Raw genomic sequence first — 23,209 nt, 5'->3', positions numbered from 1 at the left:
TAGTTTAGAGCATGAGCCTCAATTATCTTGATTTTGAGCTTCCAATCGCAGAATTAGAAGCAAAAATTGAAGAATTACAAAATGTAAGCCGCGCTGGCGAATTAGACCTTGGATTAGAAGAGGAAGTCAGTCGATTAAAAGAGAAAAGCGCTGAAATGAAAGAGAAAATCTTCTCTGAATTAGGTGCTTGGCAGGTTTCTCAGTTAGCCCGTCATCCGTTGCGTCCTTATACTCGTGATTACATCGAGCGCATTTTCACGGAATTTGACGAACTAGCAGGCGACCGTACTTTTGCTAACGACCCTGCTATTTTAGGTGGTGTTGCACGCTTTGAAGGTCAACCAGTTATGGTTATTGGCCAGCAAAAAGGGCGTGACACGGCTGAAAAAATCAAACGCAACTTTGGTATGCCAAAGCCTGAAGGTTACCGTAAAGCATTGCGCTTAATGGAAATGGCTGAGCGTTTCAAAATGCCAATCATGACCTTTATCGACACCCCAGGTGCATACCCAGGAGTTGGTGCTGAAGAGCGTGGTCAAAGTGAAGCGATTGCACGTAACCTAAAAGTAATGGCGGCGTTAAAAGTACCAACCATCTGTACCGTAATCGGTGAAGGTGGTTCAGGTGGCGCATTAGCAATTGGTGTGGGTGACCGTGTAAACATGCTGCAATACAGTACTTACTCTGTAATTTCACCGGAAGGTTGTGCATCAATATTATGGAAAAGCGCAGATAAAGCACCATTAGCTGCAGAGGCGATGGGTGTAACTGCTGCACGTGTTAAAGAGCTTGATTTAATTAACAACGTCATTGATGAGCCACTAGGTGGCGCACATCGTAATTACGATGCGATGGCACGTAACCTTAAAAACCAACTTAAGCGTGACCTTGCTGACTTACAAGGCCTTTCACTAGATGAAATGCTTGATCAGCGTTACAAACGTTTAATGTCGTTTGGTTATTGCTAAACACAGCTTATAAACGGAAAAGCCGCTTTTGCGGCTTTTTTTGTTTTATAATGCCTGTAACTATTATGCTTGTATATTGATTGGTTTTTAATGCAAACATCAGATTTATATCACCATTTTTTAGCTCAATTACAGCCTTTACTGAATACTCAGCACAGGTGCTTTAGTGTGGCTTTATCCGGTGGTGTTGATTCGGTTGTGTTATTACATTTAATGACTACTGTGCGAATGCAGTATCCTGAACTTGAAATCGAAGCGGTGTATGTCAATCATGGTTTGAGTCAACATGCTGGTGAGTGGCAAAGGTTTTGTCAATCGTTATGTGAAAAACTTGATGTAGCATTTAAAGCGGTGAGCGTTGAAATTGTTGAGCGTGCACGCACCTCACTTGAAGCACAAGCCCGAGAGGCAAGATACCAAGCACTCGATGAAAACTGTTCAGCAGGCAATGTGTTACTGCTTGGTCAGCATTTAAATGATCAGCTTGAAACCTTCTTGTTGCGACTCAAACGTGGCTCAGGCTTGCAAGGCTTGGCATCGATGCAACAGCAGCGACTACTCGCGTCAGGACGCGTATGTTTTAGGCCACTCATTAATATTACTCGTGAGCAAATTGAACAGTTTGCTGATGAATTTGCCATTACTCATATCACAGATGATTCAAATAGCGATGAGCGTTTTGACCGTAATTTTTTACGTCATCAGGTTATGCCGATTTTAACGGAGCGTTTTCAAGGGTTTGAAAAAAGTGCAGCGCGCAGTATTCGACTGTTACAGAAACAGCAATCGCTACTTGATGAATATACGCAAAGTGACCTTGCACAGTGTCAAAATCAGCACGGGGGCTTAAGTTGTGGGTCCGTTGCAAAGTTTAGTGAAGTTCGCCAAGCCAACCTTGTGCGTGCGTGGCTTAATCAATTTACTCACCAATTGCCTTCTGAAAATCAGCTGCGGCAAATTATTGAACAAGGCTTAACAGCGCAGGCTGATGCGCAATTGAAAATTAGTTTGCAAAGCGGTGATGTGCGCCGTCATCAACAGCATTGGTATTTTGTTGTTGAGCAAGCTGCTCCTGATGCAATGATGATTGACTTACAGCCCGTGCAGTTGTCTGATGGCAGAATGCTTGCGCCGCATAGAGGCAAAGGTGTTCGTATGCCTTTAGAAAATGAGCAAGTGAAGGTTATGTTCAATAATCCACAGGCTCGAATTAAGCCAGTTAACAAGCCAGGTTCAAATACCTTAAAGCATTGGTTTAAAGATGCCAAAGTAGCTCCTTGGTTACGTGTGCAAGTGCCGCTTATTTACTATAACGATGAGCTAGTTCAGGTGGTTGGCTATTTTGTTAGTGCTCAGCACAGTGCTGATGATGGAATTTTTTGGGAGATAGATGTATGAGTGAACAACCACATGCTGGTTTATCACTAGTTAAGAAGGCACCGCTTGGATTTGTGTTGTCGGTGTTAGTTGCAGTAATTGCGAGTGTTGTTTTCACACAGTTGACTTTAAATACGCTCTTTTATGCGTTGGCTGGCGGAGTCGTGTGCTCGTTATTGCTATTGGCTTATTGGTCAGGTAAAGGCGGTATTTTCTTTATTTTAGGCGTGCTTACGCCATTGGCGTTAGTAGTGATATCGCCGCTTACCACGATGGCTGCATTACTTTATTTATTGAGTGGTTTTTTCTCTGGCTTTTGGTTGGTATTACTGGGCTATAAGCTGATGGTTAAGAAAGCCTAACGGGGGATGTTAGGCTTTCTATTTGATTAGTAGGCTCTGGCGCAATTTCTGCCTGCTGCTTTAGCCTTGTAAAGACCTTTGTCAGCACGGGCAAATACTTCGTTTTCGCAGTCTTGGTTGTTAGCAAGTGTAAAACCTATGCTAGATGTAACCTTGTATTGCGCCATTAAATCAGACTGAGCAACTAAGTGCATAATGCGATCGGCAATCACTTTGTTGGTTGTAAATTCTGGGTCATCGATAAGCAAAGCAAATTCATCACCACCAAAACGAAAGATTGAATCGGTGCCGCGTACGCTTTTATTTAGTACTTTAGAAAACTCTTGCAGTACATCATCGCCAATCTTGTGACCAAAATTATCGTTAACTTGTTTGAAGTTATCTAAATCCAGCAACATCAAGCTAAATGGGCGGTGTTGCCTGCGACAACGCTCAAGCCTTTGTGCCAAGCTGTCATTAAATTGGCTGCGATTATTGAGACCGGTTAAGGCATCTTTAGTTGCAAGTCGTAATACACGGTTATACATAACCGCATTACGTAATGGGTAAATAAGTGCGCTGTGCAGTTGTTGCAATTTGCTTTTTATAGCTTGTCCCATAGGAAACTTACTAAAGTATATTAGCTGACCAAGGCGCTCATTTTCGATATCTAAATCAAATGAATAAGGCGTCTGGCTGGTATCGCTTTCTGCACTTTGGCAAACACCAAGGGAAGACTGAAATTGCAAACCCGACAAGTTTATTAATTGTTTAGCATGGTCAGCAAAAATTGTAAGAATTTCCTCAATTGATAGAGTTGTCTGTAATTTCGCTACAAGGCCATGCGCATTGCTTAGTTCATTATTTCGGTAATACTCTGCCGAAAATGGCATGAATTCGCCACGTGCAGACACTCGCTGCGTCAAAATATGGACATTTTCCACGATAATTCTCCCCCCGGAGTGTTTAGATACTGTGAGTAAGCGAGATTTGTGCCACTTTTTTAAACTGGCTGAGAAACAAATGGTTGCTATATTTAAAGAAAGGTATAGCTGGTCATCAAGTCGAAAGGAGTTTATTGCTTGCAAAATGTACTGATTCAAGTGTTTGGCTTGCTTGTCGCTGCCGTTGTATTTGTTTGGTTCTTCAAACGAATTGGTTTACCTCCTATTCTTGCCTACTTGGCAACCGGTGTGTTGGCGGGAAGCCACGGCATTGGCTGGATGGCGCAAAGCCATGAAATGCATTTTGTAGCAGAACTCGGTATTGTGTTTTTGCTCTTTAGCCTTGGGCTTGAGTTTTCGATTCCCCGCTTGATGGCAATGCGCAATATTGTATTTGGGCTGGGATCATTGCAAGTTGTAGTCACTAGCCTTGTCTTTATCATTATTTTGCTAGTGCTTGAGCATAGCCTGTTAAACAGCTTTACGATTGCAACTCTAATGGCGCTATCTTCTACAGCCGTTGTGGTTAAGCTGTTAAAGGAGTCTGGCGAGCTGAATCAACGGCGTGGTCAGCTGGCTGTGGGTGTATTACTGTTTCAAGATATTGCAGTTGTTCCGTTGTTAATTGTTTACCCGCTTTTAGCGCAAAGTGGCTCAGATGCCATTGCCGGCGCACTGGCTTTCGCATTAACCAAAGGGGCATTTGTATGCGCTTTATTATGGGCAATTGGGAAATGGATTTTACCTAAGGTATTCAGTGAGATAGCATTGGTTCGTACCGATGAGTTATTTGTTTTAACAACCTTGTTGGTCGCACTATTTGCAGCAGGCCTTACGTATTTATTTGGCCTTTCTATGGCACTGGGTGCATTTTTAGCAGGGATGATGCTAGGCGAGAGCCAGTATCGTCATCAATTAGAAGCTGATATTAGACCGTTTCGCGATATTTTAATGGGGCTATTTTTTGTTACGGTCGGCATGCAGCTTGATGTGTTATATGTGCTAAATAGTTGGTATTGGATCTTAGCCGTATTAGTTGGGCTGCTCTTTTTTAAAATTGCCGTATTAGCAATTTCAGCGCAAGTGATTGGTGAGCGTAAACAAGATGCCGTGGCTGCTGGTATTATGCTCTGGCAAATGGGGGAGTTTGGTTTTGTATTAATCGCACTGGCATCGCAGCATTTGCTGATCAGCACAGAGCAAGCATCATTTCTTATTGCCGTGGGCGTCTTATCAATGGCACTCACTCCTTATTTGATAGAGAAAACCCCCGTACTTTTAAAGCGCTTTGGTTTACTTTCCCATGCAGGTCAGTACTGGCAACAGCCTGCTACAAGTAGCCCTCTTTATCATAATCATGTGGTGATTTGTGGTTTTTCGCGTGTAGGGCAAACTGTTGCTCGTTTTCTTAAGCCTGAGGCCATTGAGTACGTGGCTATTGAAAGTAACCCTATTTTATTGCAAGAAGCAAAAGCTGCGGGTGAACCGATTATTTTTGGTCATGTAAAACAAAAAGATATTTTAAAATCCGCAGGGGTCGAGCGAGCACGGCTTGTTATTATTACATTTGCAGACTTTGAACAAACGCAAGTCGTTGTTGATGCAATAAAACAAATAGCGCCCAAAGTTAAAATTTTAGTCCGCATGCGAGATGATTCTGAGCTGGAAACACTCAAAGAGTTAGGCGTTACAGAAGTTGTGCCAGAGACCCTAGAAGCGAGTTTAATGCTAGTTTCGCATGTGCTTTATATGTCTGGTGTACCCATGACACGAATTATTCGCAGAGTGAGTAAAGAGCGCCGTAATCGCTATCAATTTTTAAATGGCTTTTTTACTGGGGATAAGCTTGATAGCGAAGAAACCAGTTCTGATCGATTAGAATATTTACACGTTATTGCACTGCCTGAATATGCGTTTGCTGTGAATCAAAAAATCAGTGAGCTAAAGCTCGAACAGCGCCGAGTATCGGTTAGAGCACTGCGCCGACAAGACAGGGAAATAGAAGCCCCATCATCGCAAACAGTATTAATGGCTGGCGATATTCTTGTTTTACAAGGTAAACCGCGTCGAGTAGAGCGTATAGAACATTATTTACTCGATGGAACAGAGTAATTAGTCAAGCTCTAAGAATTTACGAATTTCGGGCAGTTTATTGAGCCCGTCTTGGTAACCTATTTCAATCAGCTTTTGGGTATAGCGTTTTTCGAACAGTAAGTAACTGGTTAAACTCGATTGTGAGCGTTTTTTTACACCTATCATACGCAGTAGCACTTTAATCGCGATTGGCATATCGTCATAAAATTGTGCTGCAATCATATTAAAATTTTGTGAGGGATTAATGATACAGGTATCAATCTGTTTAAGTTCTTGATGTTTGTCACGCGCAGGTAACAAACCAAGTGTTCTGTTTATGCGTTCTAATCGTTCTAAATCAGATTGCAGCGTGTCGGTAAAAACACTATCAAGCAGGTGACCTGCAATATTTGAAAGCCCAGGGTAATGGGGTTGATACCCAGGTGGGTGCATTTCTTTGGGTTCATCAACACCAATAATAAAGATTTTTTCAGCGCCTAAATGCACAGAAGGGCTCAGTGGTGACAACTGATGTATAGAACCATCGCCAAAATAATGGTTATGTACATTAACACTTGGAAACACCATAGGAATAGCACTTGATGCCATTAAATGTTCTACATTAATACGCGTTGCTTGACCTTCACGTTTCGCCCGTTGCCATGGTTTTTGCGTAAGTGATTGAAAAAAAGCGACAGAATCACCGGTTGTGTAACTTGACGCAGTAATAGACACAGCATCAAGGTAGTTTTTATGTAAGTTACGTTCTATGCGTGATAAGTCTAAAATTTCGTTAAGAAGTTTTCTCAGCGGTTTATTATTTAGCAAGCTTGCTGGTGGATGATTAATGTGTTCAGACTGGAAACTCGTTAAAATATTACGTGTTAGATGTAAAAACACGCTTAAAAAATCACTTTTGTACACTTGAGAGGTGGAAAAGTTTTTCCAGACCCATTCCAGCTTTTTACTCGCCAAATGGGCGCACGACGCATAGCATGCAAGTGCGGCGGAATTAATTGCCCCCGCTGATGTCCCATTAATAATAGTAAAAGGTAATGGGGCAGTGCGAGGCATACTTTGTGTTATTGCTTTCAACACGCCGACTTGATAAGCGGCACGCGCGCCACCACCTGTTAATAATAAGGCGATTTTAGAGTGCTGTGTTTTTTTTAACTTACTGCTCATAGTTGCATTTAAATTGTTGTGCGTCTTTACTTTATTTATCAACTGTAAGTCTTTAAGCTAGAAGAAGCAAAGTTTACCTAATTGCTCACGTTATTTTGTCGAGTTTTATGTCTGTTTTTTAAAGGAGTCTGTATGTCAGAGCATTCGTCAGAGACCGAAGTACAAAAGCGTCCAGTTAATAACAACCTTATATTTGGTGTTGTTATTTTAATTATTGTTGCCTGTGTTGCAGCGTATATTTTACTCCAACCAGACGATAAGCCGACGCAAACCGTAGAGGATATTGTAACTGAAGAAGTACCTATGGCGGAGTTTCAAGAGCCCGAACCAGAGCCTGAACCCGAACCAGTTGCAGAACCAGAGCCCGTTGTTGTTGAGCAGCCTGTAGCACGTGAAGAAGAGCCAGTGCCAGAGGTAGAACCATTACCTACATTAAACGAAAGCGATGAGGTGGTTGTTGCTCGCATGGACGAAGTACTGAGCGATCAGGTTATGAGTTTAATGGTGACCGATGACCTTATTCGTCGCGGTGTAGTGTATGTAGATAACATTGCAAAAGGCAAAGTAGCAGCTAGCCATGCACCTGTTGAACGTCCAAAAGAGTCATTTAAAGTTATTGAAGGTGATATTTTAACGATTGATCCGAACAGTTATGAGCGCTACACCCCTTATGTAAAACTATTTACTAGTTTAAGTGCTGCGCAGGCTATTCGCATTTATGATGAATATAAACCACTGATAAACGAAGCATATGCTGAGATTGGCTACGAAGGCGATGCCTTTAATCAAACTCTTGAAGAAGCGATTGACGTTCTACTTGATACGCCAGAACCAAAAGGTGACATGCCATTAGTGCGCAACTCAGTGACTTATCAATATGCTTATTCAGAGTGGGAAAACCTTCCACAAGCGCAAAAGCAGCTTTTGCGTATGGGCCCTGAAAATATGAAAAAAGTGAAAGCGGCATTACGTAACATAAAAGCTGAACTAGAAAAGTAAGCTTTTAAACCATTAAATACAGTGCGATTGTACAGCAAGTATGCAATCGCACTTTCTTTTTCGAATACCCCTTGAATAACAGGTTAAAACTAGAGATAATCCCTCCCGCGCCAAACAAGGCCCTCAATGGTAGTCTTATTGGTCCTCTCGCAACACTAGCAGGTGAACCTGGTCAGGCCCGGAAGGGAGCAGCCACAGCGTGTGACGTGTGTGCCGAGATGTGGCTGGTAAGACTGCCACCCAAATTCTTCTTGGGTGTCGTTTGAAGTATAAATTGACATATTTGTACTAAAAGATGGCATAAATTGGAAGTATATGATGGCATAGTCTATTATTTAACCAAACGGTTAGGTGGTTGACTCGCATGTACGAAAAAAAAATCAAAAACTCTCCGATTAATCATAATCATAAATTTGCTAGTCAAAAAAATAAATCGACCTGTTTAGTTCAATCCTCTTTAGAATTTGATGCGTGTTTCCATTTTGAATTTTCACCATCAATAGCCGCATTTGAAGCACAACCACTAGGCTACGAATATGAGTTTAATAACCGTATTTGCCCATACACGCCTGACTTCTTACTTACCCACACAGACGGCACGCAAAAATTTATAGAAGTAAAACCGCAAAGCAAAATTGCAGACGAAGACTTTCGTGCACGTTTTTTTGAAAAACAAGCTGTCGCTAAGCAGTGTGGGCGCGATTTAATACTGGTTACTGATAAGCAAATCCGTGTATACCCAACACTCAATAACTTAAAACTTTTGCATCGTTATTCTGGTTTTCAGTCCTTAACAGAGTTGCAAGTATCGGTGTTAGAACTTGTTCAGCAATACGAGTCTGTTAAGGTGGGTCAGTTAGTCAGCTTGTTAAAAGTAACTGCCGGTGAGCTGCTTGCTACAGTGCTACGCTTATTATCTTTAGGTCAGTTATTTGCTGACATAACTACAAATGAAATTTCAATAGAAACAGCAATTTGGTCTAACAATGTTTAATGATGGGCTGTTTGATGATGAATTTAACCAGCCATTGCCAAAAGTAGAGATCAAACTACCTCCAAAATACGCTAAAGATCTACAAGCTTTTCCTGAAAAAATAAAAATAGCTACTTTTGCTAAGTATAAATATATTCAATGGCTTGAGACTAATATTCAAGGTGGTTGGACACAAAAAAATCTTGAGACTTTATTGAAAGAAATGCCTGAAGTTGAGGGAGAAAAAAAGCCCAGTTGGAGAACTGCAGCACGTTGGTATAGCGCTTACATTAATGCGGATAAAAATATTATGTCGCTAATACCAAACCATCAAAAAAAAGGTAACAGGGAACGCAATACAGCCACCGATAAGTTTTTTGAAAAAGCACTTGAGCGTTACTTAGTAAAAGAAAAACCATCAGTGGCTTCGGCTTACAAGTTCTATAAGGACTTAGTTATTATTGAAAACGACAGTGTTGTTGGCTGTGATTTAAAGCCTTTAACATACAAAGCTTTTAAAAATAGAATAGATAACTTACCGCAGTACGATGTGATGGTTGCTCGTTATGGTAAGCGCCTTGCTGATATTGCTTTTAATAAAGTAGAAGGGCACAGACGGCCTACCAGAGTACTCGAAAAAGTTGAGATTGATCATACACCGCTCGATCTTATTTTATTAGATGATGAGCTACATATCCCACTTGGCCGACCAACACTCACTATGTTAGTAGATGTGTATAGTCATTGTATTGTTGGCTACTACTTTAGTTTCAGCGAACCCAGCTATGAAGCAGTAAGGCGAGCTATGATGAATGCCATGAAACCTAAAAGTGAAGTGGCAAAATTATACCCTGATACGGTAAATGAATGGAAGTGTGCTGGTAAAATTGAAACACTCGTTACTGATAATGGAAGAGAGTTTTGGGGTAACAATCTTGAGCTTGCCGTTTGCGAAATTGGAGTAAACATTCAATACAATCCAACAAAAAAACCTTGGCTTAAACCTTTTGTAGAACGTATGTTTGGCACTATTAACACTGAGTTATTAGATCCGATTCCAGGTAAAACTTTTTCTAATATTTTACAAAAACATGAATACAACCCTAAAAAAGATGCAATCATGCGTTTTACAACCTTTATGAAGTTATTTCATAAATGGGTAGTAGACGTTTACCATCAAGATGCTGACAGCCGCTTTAATTACGTACCGAGTCAGTTGTGGGAGCAAGGCTTTAAAACGTTACCACCAACAGTGCTTAGTAATAATGATATTCAGCACTTAGATGTTGTACTAAGTTTTTCATATCAACGCAAACTAAGTAAAGGTGGAATACAGTTAGAGAATTTAGACTACGACAGTACTGAACTTGCCAACTATAGAAAGCAATTTAGCCACAAGGTATCTCAAGAAGTTTTAATTAAATTAAACCCTGATGATATCTCTTATATATACGTTTACCTTGATAAATTAGAACACTACATCAAAGTGCCATGTAAAGATCAAGGCTATACTCAAGGCCTGAGTTTGCATCAACATAAAATAAATATACGTATTCATCGCGACTTTATTTCGAGCTCTATTGATAATGTTGGCTTAGCAAAAGCCCGTATGTTTATTCATAATAAAATACAAGAAGAAATTGCAGAGTTAAAGGCTGGACCAAAACACTCAAAAGTAAAAGGGGGTAAAGCGTTAGCTAAGCATCAAAATGTAAATAGTGAATCGCAGAAATCAATTGCTCAGAGCGAGCCAGTAGAACCCAAAAAGATTACACCTACAGAGCAAGCAACTGACAGCTGGGATGACTTTATCTCAGACCTTGATGGATTTTAATTATGCTGACCGACAAACAAAAAGAAAAGCTTAATGAATTTCGCGATGTATTTATTGAATACCCAATAATAACCACTGTATTTAACGACTTCGACAGATTAAGACTAGGTAATGGATTAGTGGGTGAAAAGCCCTGCATGCTTTTAAATGGCGATACAGGCACAGGTAAAACAGCACTAATAAAACAATATAAAGAACGTCATTTACCGCAATTTATTAATGGAGTGATGAATCACCCTGTATTAGTCAGTCGCATACCTAGCAATCCGACACTAGAATCTACTTTAGCCGAGCTTCTCAAAGACTTAGGGCAAGTAGGCAGCACTGAGCGTAAACTGCGAGTAAACGGTACGCGTTTAACGACATCATTAATAAAATGCCTAAAAACGTGTGGTACAGAGCTTATAATTATTGATGAGTTTCAAGAGCTAATTGAGCACAACCAAGGTATAAAGCGCCGTGAGATTGCTAATCGTTTAAAATACATTAACGACGAAGCGGGTGTATCAATTGTCTTGGTAGGTATGCCGTGGGTAGAAAAAATAGCAGACGAACCCCAGTGGTCATCGCGTTTATTAGTAAGGAGGCAGCTGCCTTATTTTAAATTATCAGAAAACCCAAAGCATTTTGTACAGTTAATAATTGGCCTAGCCAAACGTATGCCATTCACCGAAAAGCCAAATTTAAGTGAGCAAGCAACAGTGTTTGCTTTGTTCTCACTTTCAAAAGGCTGTTTTAGAACGTTAAAATACTTTTTAGATGATGCGGTACTTTATGCATTAATGGATAACGCGAAAACTCTCACAACCAAGCATTTGGTCAAAGCATTTGAAGTACTCTTTCCTGATGTACCAAACCTATTTACTTTGCCCGTTGCAGAAATTACAGCCAGTGAAGTTGAGCGCTATTCACTCTATAAACCTGACAGCGCCCAAGATGAAGATCCGTTTATAGCAACCAAGTTTACTGAGGGGATGCCTATTAGTCAGTTGTTGAGGAAGTGAGTGGATTCTAGTTTTGATATTAAATGTCAATGAGAAAGCGGCTGTTCGACCCTAGCTCGTTTCTGCCCCAAAACGTGTTTAGGCGAGTGACTCAAAAGAGCGAAAACCGGACATTTATCTTTTAAATAACCCCTGTATTTGTATACATACGTAATCAAGTTGCTCGCATAGTCAGGAAAACGACCAAATCGCGCATTTTTGTTCTTAGATAAAAACGAGCGATTGTAATTTTTAATAATACTGGTAATAAGTTAACGAGTTTGTTAAAGATATGTCATTCAGAAAAGTGAGCGACAGCGTGGTAGAAAAACGCGCGATTCGCTCGCTATAAACATGTTAGCATTCTCCGTAACTGTCAAGGATTGAGCCAAATTGGACGAATTAGAAAATATCATTGAAAAATACACGGATGATTATATTCAGGAGCACATTTACTCATTAGATAAACTCAATATTTTTGCTGCTGTATTTTACAAAGATGTGGCTGAAATATATGACTGTATAACAAGAGTAAGAAATGTTGAATTAAATCCATCAGGATACTCGCTAGATGACGCACCAATTATTGGCTTATTAATTAAAGTTTGGAAGTTACTTAAAGAAATAGTCGCTTACTATGAAAAAGATAATGCAGAAATAATAAGCATCCTAGAGCGTCCTTTGGTTGAGTCAGCTATTACTGCTAGTTATTTAATAAAATCAGACTCTAAAGTTATTGAAGACTATAGAAAGATTTCTTACAAAGGTCGTTTACGTATTCTACGCGAATTGAAAAGCGGAGATGTGTTTTTTGAAACAAAAGCAGGTAAAAGGCTACTTAAATCGGTTGAAGAAAAGCTTGAATTAGAAAACTTTGATGAGAATTCTTTCAAAGAGCAGAAAAAGAATGGCTGGAAACTCCAAGGGAAAAATTTCTTCGAAATTTTTAAACAAGTAGAAGACGAGAAATTATACACATCAACTTTCGGCATGATGTCAGAGTCTATTCATGCATCTTGGAACGATAGTCTCGATTGGTGCTTATACAGAAATGATGATAATACGTTTGATCCGTTTCCATTTTACCATCCACCTGATATACGTTTTTTAACAACAACTTTAATATTCTGCAACCGCCCATATAAATTGTGGTTAAACCATATAGGTATTACAGATAAGTATTTAATGGACATTCTCCAATGGGTAGAGAACATCAACTCTATACTCTATGTTCATTTTGATAAATTATATGGCAATGATCATGGCTAAAAGGGCGTTAACATTCACTGAGGTATCAAGCATTGTTTGAGCACGAAAAATTTAATCAATATTCATTTGAAGAAATTCCATTAGACCGAGATATTTATCTTATGGACGAAAAATTCCTTACTGAATATGAACAAATGATGACTAACTATTTGGATGATCCACAAAACAATGAATATGTACCTGTTGGGTACGTGAGTTTTGTAGCGGCAAGAAAGGTTCTAGCTAATTCAGTTGAGTTATCTTGGTATGCGAATGTTTCCGATCGTTTTCACGAAATCTCTATTATCTTAACTAAAGAAAACTTTGTATTCTGCGTCGGGTGTTGGGAATATGACGAAAAACCAATCGTCTTTGTCAACGGAGACTGGTTAAATAGCCTTTATGCTCGTTCTTTTTCTGTATTTGCTATGGTTGACGCCATTGGCGTAAAGCAGTATTTGGATGAAGATAAACTTACAACTGAAATGCTCAAATCTCTGAGAGATCGTATTGATGCACTAGCTAGCGATTACCCATCAATTTCATTTATTTCTTTTGCAGATAGTTTACTTTTAAAAAGTAATTGGTCAGTAGGTGCTCATGATAATGAAGTCTCATACAGTTATGCCCCAGAGCTCTTTATTAAACTATCCGCACAAATATCTACTATTTACCAAGAGTGCCTAGGCTTACCAACCTATTCAGTAATTACACAAGGGCAAAACTCTTACTATGATGACAATTTGCTTCATATTTCAGAGTCAAAAAATCATATATCTCTTAATAGCTTAGGTATTCCATTTGCTCAGTTAATGGATATAGAACATACTGCTCGCGCTAATATTCGTTCAAAAGAACACCTTCCAGCAGAAGTTTATATGGACTCTCAGTATTATAATTCTTTAAGTTTCAACTTCGAATTTGATAAGCGCAAGCAACCTAAAGCTTCTTATGCTACAAAAATGGTTAGCAAGGATTGTGAATATTACTTCAATTCTGCTGACGTAATTATGAAAAACTTGCGAATTGAATGCTAACAAGTTACTCAATAGGACACAAAACGCTTGGCTTGCGCTCATTCTTCGCTAATTTTAGCCAAGCATTTTTACGCCTATTATTGAGGCGTTAGGCAAGCTATGAATCCAGCAAAAGTTGATCGCAGCAAAACCACAAAGTTGACTGACCTCCCTAATATTGGCAAGGCCGGTGCTTCTGACTTGCAATTACTTGGCATTGTGAATCCAGAAGATCTTGTGGGTCGTGACCCATACCAAATGTACGAAAAACTCTGCAGTACGACAGGGCACAAGCATGACCCTTGTGTAATTGATGTGTTTATATCAATTACTCGTTTCATGAGCGGCGAGGAGGCTAAGCCTTGGTGGGCGTATACATCGGAGCGTAAAAATACTCTCGACCGAAAGTGAAGTCTGCATGCCTAACAAGTCAATGTTGTATGGCGCTGTCGCGCCCGGACTCGCTAACGCTCGCCGCAAATTGAGGCGTTACTGATTAAATACTCTAACGTGTTTTTGTCCAGAAATGCGCTAGAGTGATCTGCCTTTTTGGGGGGCGTTAAAGACAATTTTTGATTCTTACGCACATGCACTTTAATCTTGGATAAAAGTGATGGGAGGGACACTCAAACCAGATTACAGAGAAACAGGTTATTTACATAACCTCTCTTATTTATGAACTAACATAAAGATCCAATTGCTCACTAACTTCGTACTGAAGGCCAGTTGAAGTGATAATATGAGTCCTTAATCTGCCATATCTTTACTTTTAGTATCTACTGTCTAAACTATTGATTCTTAAAACTCAAATTTTGAGTTGACTCTTAAGGGAAACACCCCAAATGTGGTTTACAAATAAAAAATTGTTATCTGAAATTGCTTATCTGAAAGAGCAAACTGCCGAGTATGAAAATATTAAGCAGGAACTGAAAGAAGAGATGCTGTATTTTTTATTAAGTAAAAGTGGGCATATCTTAGAAGCAAATCATCGTTTTGCTGCGGCAATCGAAATTGAAGTTGAGGATCTAAAAGGGGCAAGCATTGAAAGCTTGATCTTAAAAAAGTCATTAAATAAACCTCATACACAAAAATTCTTGTCAGCACTTAAGAAAACTAACCATTGGCATGGTGCTTTACAGTTAAAAACGAAAACTGATAGAGAATTGTGGCTTAGAAGCATTGTTCAACCTGTAAATGAAGATATAGCTATTTTCTCATCTGAGCTCACTCGCACTATCTCTCATTCGAGAGAGAAAGAAGATATGCTTGCTGCTCTTAGTCGTTCATCTGCTGTAATCGAGTTTACTCTAGATGGAATAATTCTGAGTGCTAACGATAATTTTTTAAATGCAATGGGGTACTCTAAAAGCCAAATACTAGGTAAGCACCATAGTATCTTTTGCGATCCAGAAGAAGCAAATTCAAATTCTTACAAAGAGTTTTGGTCAGAGTTAAAGGGGGGGCGCTTTATCTCTGACCGCTTTAAAAGAATAGATAGTTATGGCAATGAAGTATGGCTTGAAGCTTCTTATAACCCTATTCATGATGAAAATGGAGATTTATATAAAGTTGCTAAGTTCGCGACTGTCATTACAGAACAAATGAGAAGAGAGCAAGCTATTTCAGAAACAGCTGGCATTGCTTACGATATCTCAAAACAAACTGACTCTGATGCAGAAAATGGTTTAGGTGTTGTAAAGCAAACTATCTCAACTATGAATGCGCTTTCTAAGAAACTTGAAACTGCGAGCGAAGGCATTAATAAACTTGATGTACAATCAGCAAAAGTCTCTCAATTGGTTGAAAGTATTAAAGGAATAGCAGATCAAACAAACTTATTAGCACTTAATGCTGCAATAGAGGCTGCAAGAGCGGGTGAGCAAGGACGTGGTTTTTCAGTTGTCGCAGACGAAGTAAGACAATTAGCATCAAGAACGAGTTTAGCTACAGAGCAAATAATTAGTGTGGTTGCAGAAAACAAAGTACTTACTCAGGACGCTGTAACCCAAATTGAATCTAGCCTAGTAGAAGCCAAAGATGCTTTGGATTTATCTAATAGTGCAGGTAATGTAATCGATGACATTCAAAAAGGCGCAAAAGAAGTCGTTGAGGCTGTAGGCCAATTTAAAACAAACCTTTAATTTAGCTATCACAACTTGAGAGAGACTGAACAATGTGACTAAATCAAGTCAGTCTCTCAGTTATAAATTTCTCTATCGAGTATGGCAAAGCGAGCAACAATGCTTACAACCATCAACATTTGAATATTTGGTTTTTGCTTTCTCTACTGCATCTTTGCAACTATGGAAGAAACCTAAATAAGTGCGGTCTGTTATCAAGTTGAAGTACGGGCATGACTCTGTATGTACCTCATGTTCACCTGTGTTTTGGGCGTTATCGTTAATGTAATAATGTTTCAAAATTCCTCCCTAAAATATCCATTTTGTTTTATTACATAGTTAATATGTATTACTTACACATTAATTAAAAACTAGCTAATGCTTTCAAAAATACCAGTTTAATATACAAAAAATAATATTTTAAGACTAATAAAAAAGTGTGTCGCAAATTTACTGTTTTAGCGTTATTGTAAGTAGGTACAAAGTATTGCGGGAAACTTAAATGGACAATTGCAGCGTTCTAATCATTGATGATGAAGAAATTAATACCTTACAGTTAGAGCATGCCCTAGAGGATGTTGGTAAGATTACAACTTCTAACAATAGCTCCGAGGCTATACAACTTATAGAAAAAATTAAGCCTGATATCTTAGTTCTTGACTTAGAAATGCCTACAGTCAGTGGTTTTGATATTTTAGAAGTCATACAGAAAAAGTCTACTCTGGCACATATTAGAACTGTTGTTATTACGTCTCACAGTGATCCTGCGATAGAAGAAAAAGCATTGTCTCTTGGCGCGATAGACTTTATTTCAAAACCCTTAAACCTCAGACTATGTCGAATTCGTATTGAAAATCATATAAAAATCAGGTCACAAGAAAAGATATTGCAACAGACTCAAGCAGAACTTTTTGCTGAAAAGGAACAGTTGAGAATCACTCTTGACTCGATTGCTGATGCTGTTATTTCTACTGATAAAAAGGCAAATATTGTGTATATGAACCCTGTAGCGCAAAGACTTACAGGGTGGTCACAAACAGCAGCGAAAGGTCGCCATATTGAAGAGGTGATGAAGTTAATCGATGCTACGACCAAAGCTTCATCAATTAACCCATTAGTCGTTGCATTAAATGAAAATAGACCTGTTGCTATGGCTTTAAATACGCAACTAATAAGTAAGCAAGGAATTGAACATCGAGTTGAAGACAGCGCAGCTCCTATCCTTGATAAAAACCATAATCAATGCGGCGCTGTTATGGTGTTTCAAGATGTAAGCGAAGCTTTAGCTATGTCTATGCAGATGACTTATTTATCTCATCATGATCAATTGACCTCACTACCAAATCGAGTGCTACTGCATGATAGACTCACGCAAGGCATAGCCAGAGCAGAATTTAATGACTCTAAATTAAGTTTAATGTTACTTGATTTAGATAAGTTCAAGTTTATTAATGATGCATTAGGCCATCACGTTGGTGATGAGATAATTGCCCATATTGGTCATAGTTTAGATTTATTTGCATGTAACGATATTACTGTCGCACGTGTTGGTGGGGATGAGTTTGCACTCGTTGTTCCTCATTCAGCTAACTCATTAAGCCTAGAGCCTCTTGTTAATCAAGTTCTCAATGTTATTAGCAAACCTTTCAGGTCTGGTGGTGAACAACATGTGCTTACAGCAAGTTTAGGTATAAGTGTGTATCCTGACGATGCTTCAAGCGTTGAAGAGATGCTTCGTCATGCAGACTCTGCAATGTATAAAGCAAAGAATGAATCTGCAAATAGTTACTTTTACTTTAGTGACGATTTACAGATTGAAATGAATAGGCGCCTTGAGGTTGGAAATAAGCTAAGAAAGGCATTAGAAGAAAATGATCTCGAAGTTCATTATCAACCTAAATATGATTTAAACACTGACACACTGATTGGTGTAGAAAGCTTAGTTCGTTTAAAAGATGGGCAAGGTGGCTTTATTTCTCCTGTTCACTTTATTGAATATGCAGAAGAAACGGGGCTTATTTTTCGCTTAGGAGAACAAGTTCTTGAAAAGAGCTGTATTGCAGCGAAAACTTGGCTTGATAAAGGTCTGCCTATTAAAGTAGCAGTAAATATATCTGCTAAACAATTCACAGATACTAAACTTGTAGATACTGTTGCCGAAATTCTTGAAAGAACCCAATTACCAAGTCGTTATTTAGAGTTAGAAGTGACAGAATCGGCCTTGATTGAAAACTTTGATTATACTGTAAGTCAATTAAAGCTTATATCTGGAATGGGAGTGAGTATTGCTCTTGACGACTTTGGTACTGGATACTCAAGCCTTTCATATTTAAGATTATTCCCATTAGATGTGCTGAAAATAGATCAGTCTTTTGTTCGTGATATGCTTGATGATGCTCAAGCATTTAATATTGTTACTACTATAATTGAATTAGCTCATTCACTAGGACTGCAAATTGTGGCTGAAGGGATTGAAACTTTAGAGCAAAAAGATCGACTGCAAGAGCTTGGTTGTCAAATTGGTCAAGGTTATTTACTAAGTAAGCCTTTGAATATCGACAAGGCTAACAAACTAATACAAAGTAGTAAGGTTGAAGGAATATTATGCCCTTAAGTTTAAAGCCCTTATCACAATGTAAAGTATTCATCGTTGACGATGATGAGATGGTAAGGCTAAGTTTAGGAGTTATTTTAGAAGATCATTTTTCCGTGGATGCATACTCTTCTGGTCAGGCTGTTTTAGAAGCCTGTGAGGATTTACTTCCAGATTTGATTTTACTAGATATTAATTTACCGGATATAAGTGGTCTGGATATTTGTAGGCGACTTAAGGCTAAAGCTACATTCGAAAATATCCCAATAATTTTCATCACTTCGACTTACGACACGGAATACCAAAATGCATGCTGGGAAGCTGGTGCTTCTGATTTTATTGGTAAACCCATCACAGCATCCACGTTGATACATCGTACAAAAAATCACTTAGAGAATAAGCTTCGATTAGAAAAACTAATAGAGCTTACCTATAAAGATCCATTGACAGGCTTATTTAATCGGCACTATTTAGACCTTGAAGTTGCTAATGTTTTTAAACAAACTTCAAGAGAGAAGAAACCGTTCAGTTTGCTAATGCTTGATCTAGATTTCTTTAAGTTATACAACGATCAATACGGGCACCCGCAAGGAGATGCTTGCCTGAAACTAATTGCTGATGTTATTGAGCGTTCTATTCAACGACCTCAAGATATAGCAATACGATATGGTGGGGAGGAGTTTCTTATCATACTACCATACACTGACTTCGAAGGTGTTAAATTCATATGTGATCGTATTACAGCAGAGCTTGAGGCGATTAATATCCCGCATGTTAAGTCTTTATGGGGCCGCGCGACAGTCAGTATCGGTGGGGTTATCTACGAGCACCAAAATAAGGTGAGCTTTGATGAGCTAATTAATTGCGCAGATAAAGCGCTTTATGCGGCTAAAAGTGATGGGCGAAACTGTTTTAGGCTTAGTTTTTGTGATTGATTTAGGCTTTTCTTACCGCTTTTTGTAGAAACCTCAGGAACATAGCCTATACTTTGGAGATTGTTAACTTACCAAGAAATACAATGGAACATTCCCAAAAGCGTCGAGATTTTCTAAAAACACTCGGTGTTGGTGCTGCGGCATCATCACTTGCGTTTAAAGCCCCCTATGTTTTTGCAAAGAACAAAGTAACCCTTCGTGTAATGGGAACACATGTTACGTTGCAAGAAGAGCTTAGACAGAGAGCAATGCGCGAGCTAGGTATAAACATCGAGTTTACGCCTATGGGGAGTGCCGCCGTTTTACAAAAAGCAGCAGCAGACCCTAGTTCTTTTGATTTGTTTGAGCAATGGTCTGACTCTATTAATATTTTGTGGCAAGCAGATGCAATTCAGCCAATCGAGGTTGATAGACTCGTTTATTGGGATGAAATAAACCCACTTACCAAGACTGGCAAAATTGTACCGGATGCAAAGTTAGGCGCAGGCGATTCACCAAACAAGCTGCTTTATGCACAGGCAGATGGTTCGTTAGGAGCAACACCATCCAAATTAATTAGCTTCATGCCATATGTACATAATGTCGATTCATTTGGCTATAACACGAATGTTATTGAAAAAGGTATCCCTTACGAAACAGAATCCTGGGCATGGTTATTAGATGAAAAGAATAAAGGGAAAGTAGCCTTAGTTAATGCACCAACAATAGGTATTTTTGACGCTGCTCTAGCTGCTCAAGCTAAAGGATTAATGAAATTTAATGATTTCGGCAATATGACTATTGCCGAGATTGACCAATTATTTGCCATTTTATTTGAAAAGAAACGGCAAGGTCATTTTTCAGGTTTTTGGATGTCAGTACCGCAATCGGTTGATTTTATGAAAATGAACCGAGTGACCATTCAAAGTATGTTCTCACCAGGTGTCAGTGCGCTAAACGGGCAAGGCATTCCAGTAACTTATGCATCGCCAAAAGAAGGATACAGAGCATGGCATGGAGTTATGTGTTTATCAAAAAATACCCATGGGCATGTTAAAGATGCAGCGTATGAGTATATGAACTGGTGGTTATCCGGCTACCCAGGCGCATTTATAGCAAGGCAAGGATATTACATTTCTAACCCTAGCCGAAGCCAACCGCTTATGTCGAAACCTGAGTGGAACTATTGGTATGAAGGACAAGAAGCATCAACTGACTTGAAGGGAACAGATGGTAAAGTATCTGTTAAAGCTGGCGAAGTAAGGGATGGTGGCAGCTATATTAAACGCTTTTCAAACATCGCTGTTTGGAATACCGTGATGCCAAATTATGACTACAGTTTAGATAAGTGGTATGAACTACTTAATGCATAAGGAAGTAATTTGTTGAGCTTTTTTTCAAAATCTCTTGCTGCCAAAATGTCACTAGCGATGGCACTTGTCTTAATCGCCATGAGTGTTAGTTATTTGATTATGAATCAAAGGCTGAAAACCATCGAAGACTCTTTCAATGATATCGCTAGCATTAGTAATTATTCGGTAGATATTTTAAAAATCAATAAAGATATTGTTGAGATGCAAAGGGATATCTCAGTTTACGGAGCATCAGGTAGTGCCCCCGTTTTTAAAAAAATAATGGTAAATTTTGAAAGTATTGAAAGTCGATTAGCTGAAATTACTTTAAAAAATACTGTAGGAAGAACGAAAGCTCACATAAATGGAATGACGCAGCTAGTAAGTCGTTATGGTGATAATTTAAAAGTATTGAAACTTCGCTTTACACAACGAAATAACTTAATTGAAAAAGAGTTACCCCAAATTTATCTGAATGCAGTTTTACTTCTAGACGATTTGAAAACAAAGACGATTAATACAAATGATAAGTTGCTAATTGCCGAATACCTTAATCTTTGGCATGTGCTGCATCATGATGCAATTCAATTTTTAACAAAAAAAGAGTATGCCAAAAGAGCATCCGTTGAAAAAATACTGGATACGTTATCTGAAAATGGAGCTGATAATACTAAATTTGAAAAAATGCTCAATTTCGTAAGCCATTATCGGGTGGTTTTTTCAAAAAGTGTTCAAGCTAATCGAAACTATTTGAGCTTAGTTAATGTTGTTATGGCAGGCGATGCAATTGAATTTAGTACGCTTGCAAATAGCTTAAGGGAAGATTCGTTAACTCAACTAAAACAAATAAAACGGAATGCACAACAAGCGGTTACAATGACAGAGAGCATTTTAAATGTACTTGCTTTAATGGTTGTTATATACATTGTCGTTCTATCTTTATTTTTTCACCTGCAAATTACACGTGGGATAAAACGCTTAACAAATAGCTTCACACATTTCTTAGATGGAGATTTGGAAGCACCGATTTATGATTTAAAACGAAAGGATGAAATTGGTATTTTAGCCAAGGCGGCTAATAAGTTTAGAGAACTAAGTAAAGATCTATCTGAAGCGAAGCAAAGTGCTGAGCATACAACAAAAGTTAAGTCAGAGTTTCTAGCAAACATGAGCCATGAAATTAGAACACCTATGAATGGTATTTTAGGAATGGCTCGCCAGCTAAGCCGCACGACTCTCACACCAGAACAAAGCAAAATGCTACACCTCATACAGTCTTCTGGCGCTAGCTTATTAGTTATTATCAACGATATTCTTGATTTGAGTAAAATTGAGGCTTCAAAAATTGAGCTTGAGTCTGAACCAGTAGATTTAAGCTATCTTTTAGAGGAGCTTAAACACCTATTTCAGGAGCAAGCAGATAGTAAGAATATTCAGCTTTATATCTCTACAACTCCGGAAGTTGAAAAACTGGCTTTTTTGGCCGATGAAACGCGCTTAAAGCAGGTATTGATAAATTTACTGGGTAACGCTGTTAAGTTCACAGAGAGAGGAAGCGTTTCGTTAACTGTAAACATACAAGAGATTGGGCTTGATGAAGTAAAGCTTACGTTTAATGTATCAGACACAGGGATCGGGATTGCAAGTGAACACTTGAATACACTATTTGAAGCATTTTCTCAGGCAGATACTTCTATCACAAGGCGTTTTGGTGGTACAGGGTTGGGCCTCACTATATCAAACAAATTATTAGATTTGATGGAAGCACCTCTACAAGTCGAAAGTACACTAGGAGAAGGATCTCATTTTTATTTTTCTCTGTTAGCAAAGCGCACACTATCTTCAATGGACTTAGATCATAAAGATGCTTCATTAACTACACCTAAAGAAGATATAGATTTATCGAATATTAATGCGCTTGTTGTTGAAGATAATGACATTAATCAGATAGTGATTGAAGCGATGCTCAATGAATTTAATATTACCTCTATAAATATGGCAAACAATGGTCAGGAAGCTGTTGAACAATGTGAACTAGGTGTATTTGATATTATCTTTATGGATATGCAAATGCCAGTATTAGATGGTCCGCAAGCCACTGTAAAAATTAGAGAGTTTTCTGCTTTCAAACATACACCAATTATTGCTTTAACTGCTAATGTATTAAGTGCAGATAAGCAGCGCTGTTTTGATGCCGGAATGGATGATTATATCGCAAAGCCACTCGAGTATGACGCTTTGAGGTCTATCTTGCTAAAGTGGTGTAGAACAAATATTAAGCGGACATAG

Annotated in this window: 19 protein-coding genes, 1 other RNA gene and 1 pseudogene; 18 read left to right on the top strand and 3 right to left on the bottom strand. The window is 38.7% G+C overall.

The features are described 5' to 3' along the window. Positions 1-11: 11 nt before the first annotated feature. The 3 genes from accA to LY624_RS11205 all read left to right on the top strand — a co-directional run bounded on the left by accA (position 12) and on the right by LY624_RS11205 (position 2,707). Entirely contained in the window at positions 12-968 is a 957-nt protein-coding gene (accA, locus tag LY624_RS11215) for an acetyl-CoA carboxylase carboxyl transferase subunit alpha (protein ID WP_054553102.1), read from the top strand. 90 nt (positions 969-1,058) lie between these two features. After that, positions 1,059-2,366 (top strand): tRNA lysidine(34) synthetase TilS, encoded by a 1,308-nt coding sequence (gene tilS, locus LY624_RS11210; protein WP_341803008.1) that lies wholly within the window; start codon positions 1,059-1,061, stop codon positions 2,364-2,366. Further along, positions 2,363-2,707 (top strand): hypothetical protein, encoded by a 345-nt coding sequence (locus tag LY624_RS11205; RefSeq protein WP_130150623.1) that lies wholly within the window; start codon positions 2,363-2,365, stop codon positions 2,705-2,707. The genes tilS and LY624_RS11205 overlap by 4 nt, the downstream gene beginning before the upstream one ends. A 26-nt stretch (positions 2,708-2,733) precedes the next feature. Here LY624_RS11205 and LY624_RS11200 read toward each other — a convergent pair whose 3' ends face one another. Beyond that, positions 2,734-3,630, bottom strand: coding sequence for a GGDEF domain-containing protein (locus LY624_RS11200; RefSeq protein WP_237118236.1), 897 nt, complete (start codon positions 3,628-3,630; stop codon positions 2,734-2,736). Between the two features lie 138 nt (positions 3,631-3,768). Between LY624_RS11200 and LY624_RS11195 the strand changes: the two genes are divergently transcribed. Then, positions 3,769-5,742, top strand: coding sequence for a monovalent cation:proton antiporter-2 (CPA2) family protein (locus LY624_RS11195; protein ID WP_341803007.1), 1,974 nt, complete (start codon positions 3,769-3,771; stop codon positions 5,740-5,742). On the opposite strand, the gene LY624_RS11190 is transcribed toward LY624_RS11195, so the two are convergent. Beyond that, entirely contained in the window at positions 5,743-6,888 is a 1,146-nt protein-coding gene (locus LY624_RS11190) for a patatin-like phospholipase family protein (RefSeq protein ID WP_130150626.1), read from the bottom strand. It lies immediately after the preceding gene. A 132-nt stretch (positions 6,889-7,020) separates the two neighbouring features. On the opposite strand from LY624_RS11190, the gene LY624_RS11185 reads away from it, so the two are divergent. From LY624_RS11185 to LY624_RS21345, 10 genes and pseudogenes are all read left to right on the top strand, one after another. Continuing rightward, on the top strand, positions 7,021-7,887 hold the full coding sequence (locus LY624_RS11185; RefSeq protein ID WP_341803006.1) for a DUF3014 domain-containing protein: 867 nt from the start codon (positions 7,021-7,023) through the stop codon (positions 7,885-7,887). 136 nt (positions 7,888-8,023) lie between these two features. Further along, positions 8,024-8,120, top strand: an RNA gene (ffs, locus tag LY624_RS11180) — signal recognition particle sRNA small type. Between the two features lie 131 nt (positions 8,121-8,251). After that, a complete protein-coding gene (locus LY624_RS11175) occupies positions 8,252-8,881 on the top strand; it encodes a Tn7 transposase TnsA N-terminal domain-containing protein (protein WP_237127052.1) in 630 nt (209 codons plus the stop codon). Then, positions 8,874-10,694, top strand: a complete 1,821-nt coding sequence (locus LY624_RS11170; protein ID WP_237127051.1) for a Mu transposase C-terminal domain-containing protein — start codon at positions 8,874-8,876, stop codon at positions 10,692-10,694. The genes LY624_RS11175 and LY624_RS11170 overlap by 8 nt, the downstream gene beginning before the upstream one ends. Positions 10,695-10,696: 2 nt before the next feature. Beyond that, positions 10,697-11,698 (top strand): TniB family NTP-binding protein, encoded by a 1,002-nt coding sequence (locus tag LY624_RS11165; protein ID WP_237127050.1) that lies wholly within the window; start codon positions 10,697-10,699, stop codon positions 11,696-11,698. A 372-nt stretch (positions 11,699-12,070) separates the two neighbouring features. Next, positions 12,071-12,946: a DUF5677 domain-containing protein gene (locus tag LY624_RS11160; protein WP_237127049.1), complete on the top strand. Its 876-nt coding sequence runs from the start codon at positions 12,071-12,073 to the stop codon at positions 12,944-12,946. Between the two features lie 32 nt (positions 12,947-12,978). After that, a complete protein-coding gene (locus LY624_RS11155) occupies positions 12,979-13,962 on the top strand; it encodes a hypothetical protein (RefSeq protein ID WP_237127048.1) in 984 nt (327 codons plus the stop codon). 99 nt (positions 13,963-14,061) lie between these two features. Next, complete coding sequence (locus LY624_RS11150; RefSeq protein ID WP_237127047.1) at positions 14,062-14,352, top strand: helix-hairpin-helix domain-containing protein; 291 nt, start codon at positions 14,062-14,064, stop codon at positions 14,350-14,352. 431 nt (positions 14,353-14,783) lie between these two features. Beyond that, positions 14,784-15,500, top strand: a pseudogene (locus LY624_RS21350) (PAS domain S-box protein); the annotation flags it as partial. A 42-nt stretch (positions 15,501-15,542) separates the two neighbouring features. Next, positions 15,543-16,082, top strand: a complete 540-nt coding sequence (locus LY624_RS21345; RefSeq protein ID WP_445936741.1) for a methyl-accepting chemotaxis protein — start codon at positions 15,543-15,545, stop codon at positions 16,080-16,082. Positions 16,083-16,154: 72 nt separating this feature from the next. On the opposite strand, the gene LY624_RS11140 is transcribed toward LY624_RS21345, so the two are convergent. Next, entirely contained in the window at positions 16,155-16,361 is a 207-nt protein-coding gene (locus LY624_RS11140; RefSeq protein WP_082874020.1) for a hypothetical protein, read from the bottom strand. Positions 16,362-16,563: 202 nt separating this feature from the next. Between LY624_RS11140 and LY624_RS11135 the strand changes: the two genes are divergently transcribed. From LY624_RS11135 to LY624_RS11120, 4 genes are all read left to right on the top strand, one after another. Then, on the top strand, positions 16,564-18,675 hold the full coding sequence (locus tag LY624_RS11135; protein ID WP_237127045.1) for a two-component system response regulator: 2,112 nt from the start codon (positions 16,564-16,566) through the stop codon (positions 18,673-18,675). Further along, on the top strand, positions 18,666-19,589 hold the full coding sequence (locus LY624_RS11130; protein WP_237127044.1) for a GGDEF domain-containing response regulator: 924 nt from the start codon (positions 18,666-18,668) through the stop codon (positions 19,587-19,589). Before LY624_RS11135 ends, LY624_RS11130 begins: the two co-directional genes overlap by 10 nt. A gap of 83 nt (positions 19,590-19,672) precedes the next feature. Continuing rightward, a complete protein-coding gene (locus LY624_RS11125; protein WP_341803005.1) occupies positions 19,673-20,941 on the top strand; it encodes an ABC transporter substrate-binding protein in 1,269 nt (422 codons plus the stop codon). A 12-nt stretch (positions 20,942-20,953) separates the two neighbouring features. Then, positions 20,954-23,209 (top strand): ATP-binding protein, encoded by a 2,256-nt coding sequence (locus tag LY624_RS11120; RefSeq protein WP_182396436.1) that lies wholly within the window; start codon positions 20,954-20,956, stop codon positions 23,207-23,209.

It is taken from the genome of Pseudoalteromonas sp. N1230-9, from assembly GCF_032716425.1.
GTDB lineage: Bacteria > Pseudomonadota > Gammaproteobacteria > Enterobacterales > Alteromonadaceae > Pseudoalteromonas.
The sequence above is the reverse complement of the archived record's forward strand: the minus strand, read 5'-3'. Positions and strand labels throughout refer to the sequence as shown.

What these genes read in the sequence shown, in the direction of transcription:
- LY624_RS11170 (WP_237127051.1), top strand. Translation starts at nt 8,874, where the DNA reads ATGTTTAATGATGGGCTGTTTGATGATGAATTTAACCAGCCATTGCCA.
- LY624_RS11190 (WP_130150626.1), bottom strand. Translation starts at nt 6,888, where the DNA reads ATGAGCAGTAAGTTAAAAAAAACACAGCACTCTAAAATCGCCTTATTA.
- LY624_RS11205 (WP_130150623.1), top strand. Translation starts at nt 2,363, where the DNA reads ATGAGTGAACAACCACATGCTGGTTTATCACTAGTTAAGAAGGCACCG.
- accA (WP_054553102.1), top strand. Translation starts at nt 12, where the DNA reads ATGAGCCTCAATTATCTTGATTTTGAGCTTCCAATCGCAGAATTAGAA.
- LY624_RS11135 (WP_237127045.1), top strand. Translation starts at nt 16,564, where the DNA reads ATGGACAATTGCAGCGTTCTAATCATTGATGATGAAGAAATTAATACC.
- LY624_RS21345 (WP_445936741.1), top strand. Translation starts at nt 15,543, where the DNA reads ATGAGAAGAGAGCAAGCTATTTCAGAAACAGCTGGCATTGCTTACGAT.
- LY624_RS11175 (WP_237127052.1), top strand. Translation starts at nt 8,252, where the DNA reads ATGTACGAAAAAAAAATCAAAAACTCTCCGATTAATCATAATCATAAA.
- LY624_RS11125 (WP_341803005.1), top strand. Translation starts at nt 19,673, where the DNA reads ATGGAACATTCCCAAAAGCGTCGAGATTTTCTAAAAACACTCGGTGTT.
- LY624_RS11185 (WP_341803006.1), top strand. Translation starts at nt 7,021, where the DNA reads ATGTCAGAGCATTCGTCAGAGACCGAAGTACAAAAGCGTCCAGTTAAT.
- LY624_RS11165 (WP_237127050.1), top strand. Translation starts at nt 10,697, where the DNA reads ATGCTGACCGACAAACAAAAAGAAAAGCTTAATGAATTTCGCGATGTA.
- LY624_RS11150 (WP_237127047.1), top strand. Translation starts at nt 14,062, where the DNA reads ATGAATCCAGCAAAAGTTGATCGCAGCAAAACCACAAAGTTGACTGAC.
- LY624_RS11130 (WP_237127044.1), top strand. Translation starts at nt 18,666, where the DNA reads ATGCCCTTAAGTTTAAAGCCCTTATCACAATGTAAAGTATTCATCGTT.
- tilS (WP_341803008.1), top strand. Translation starts at nt 1,059, where the DNA reads ATGCAAACATCAGATTTATATCACCATTTTTTAGCTCAATTACAGCCT.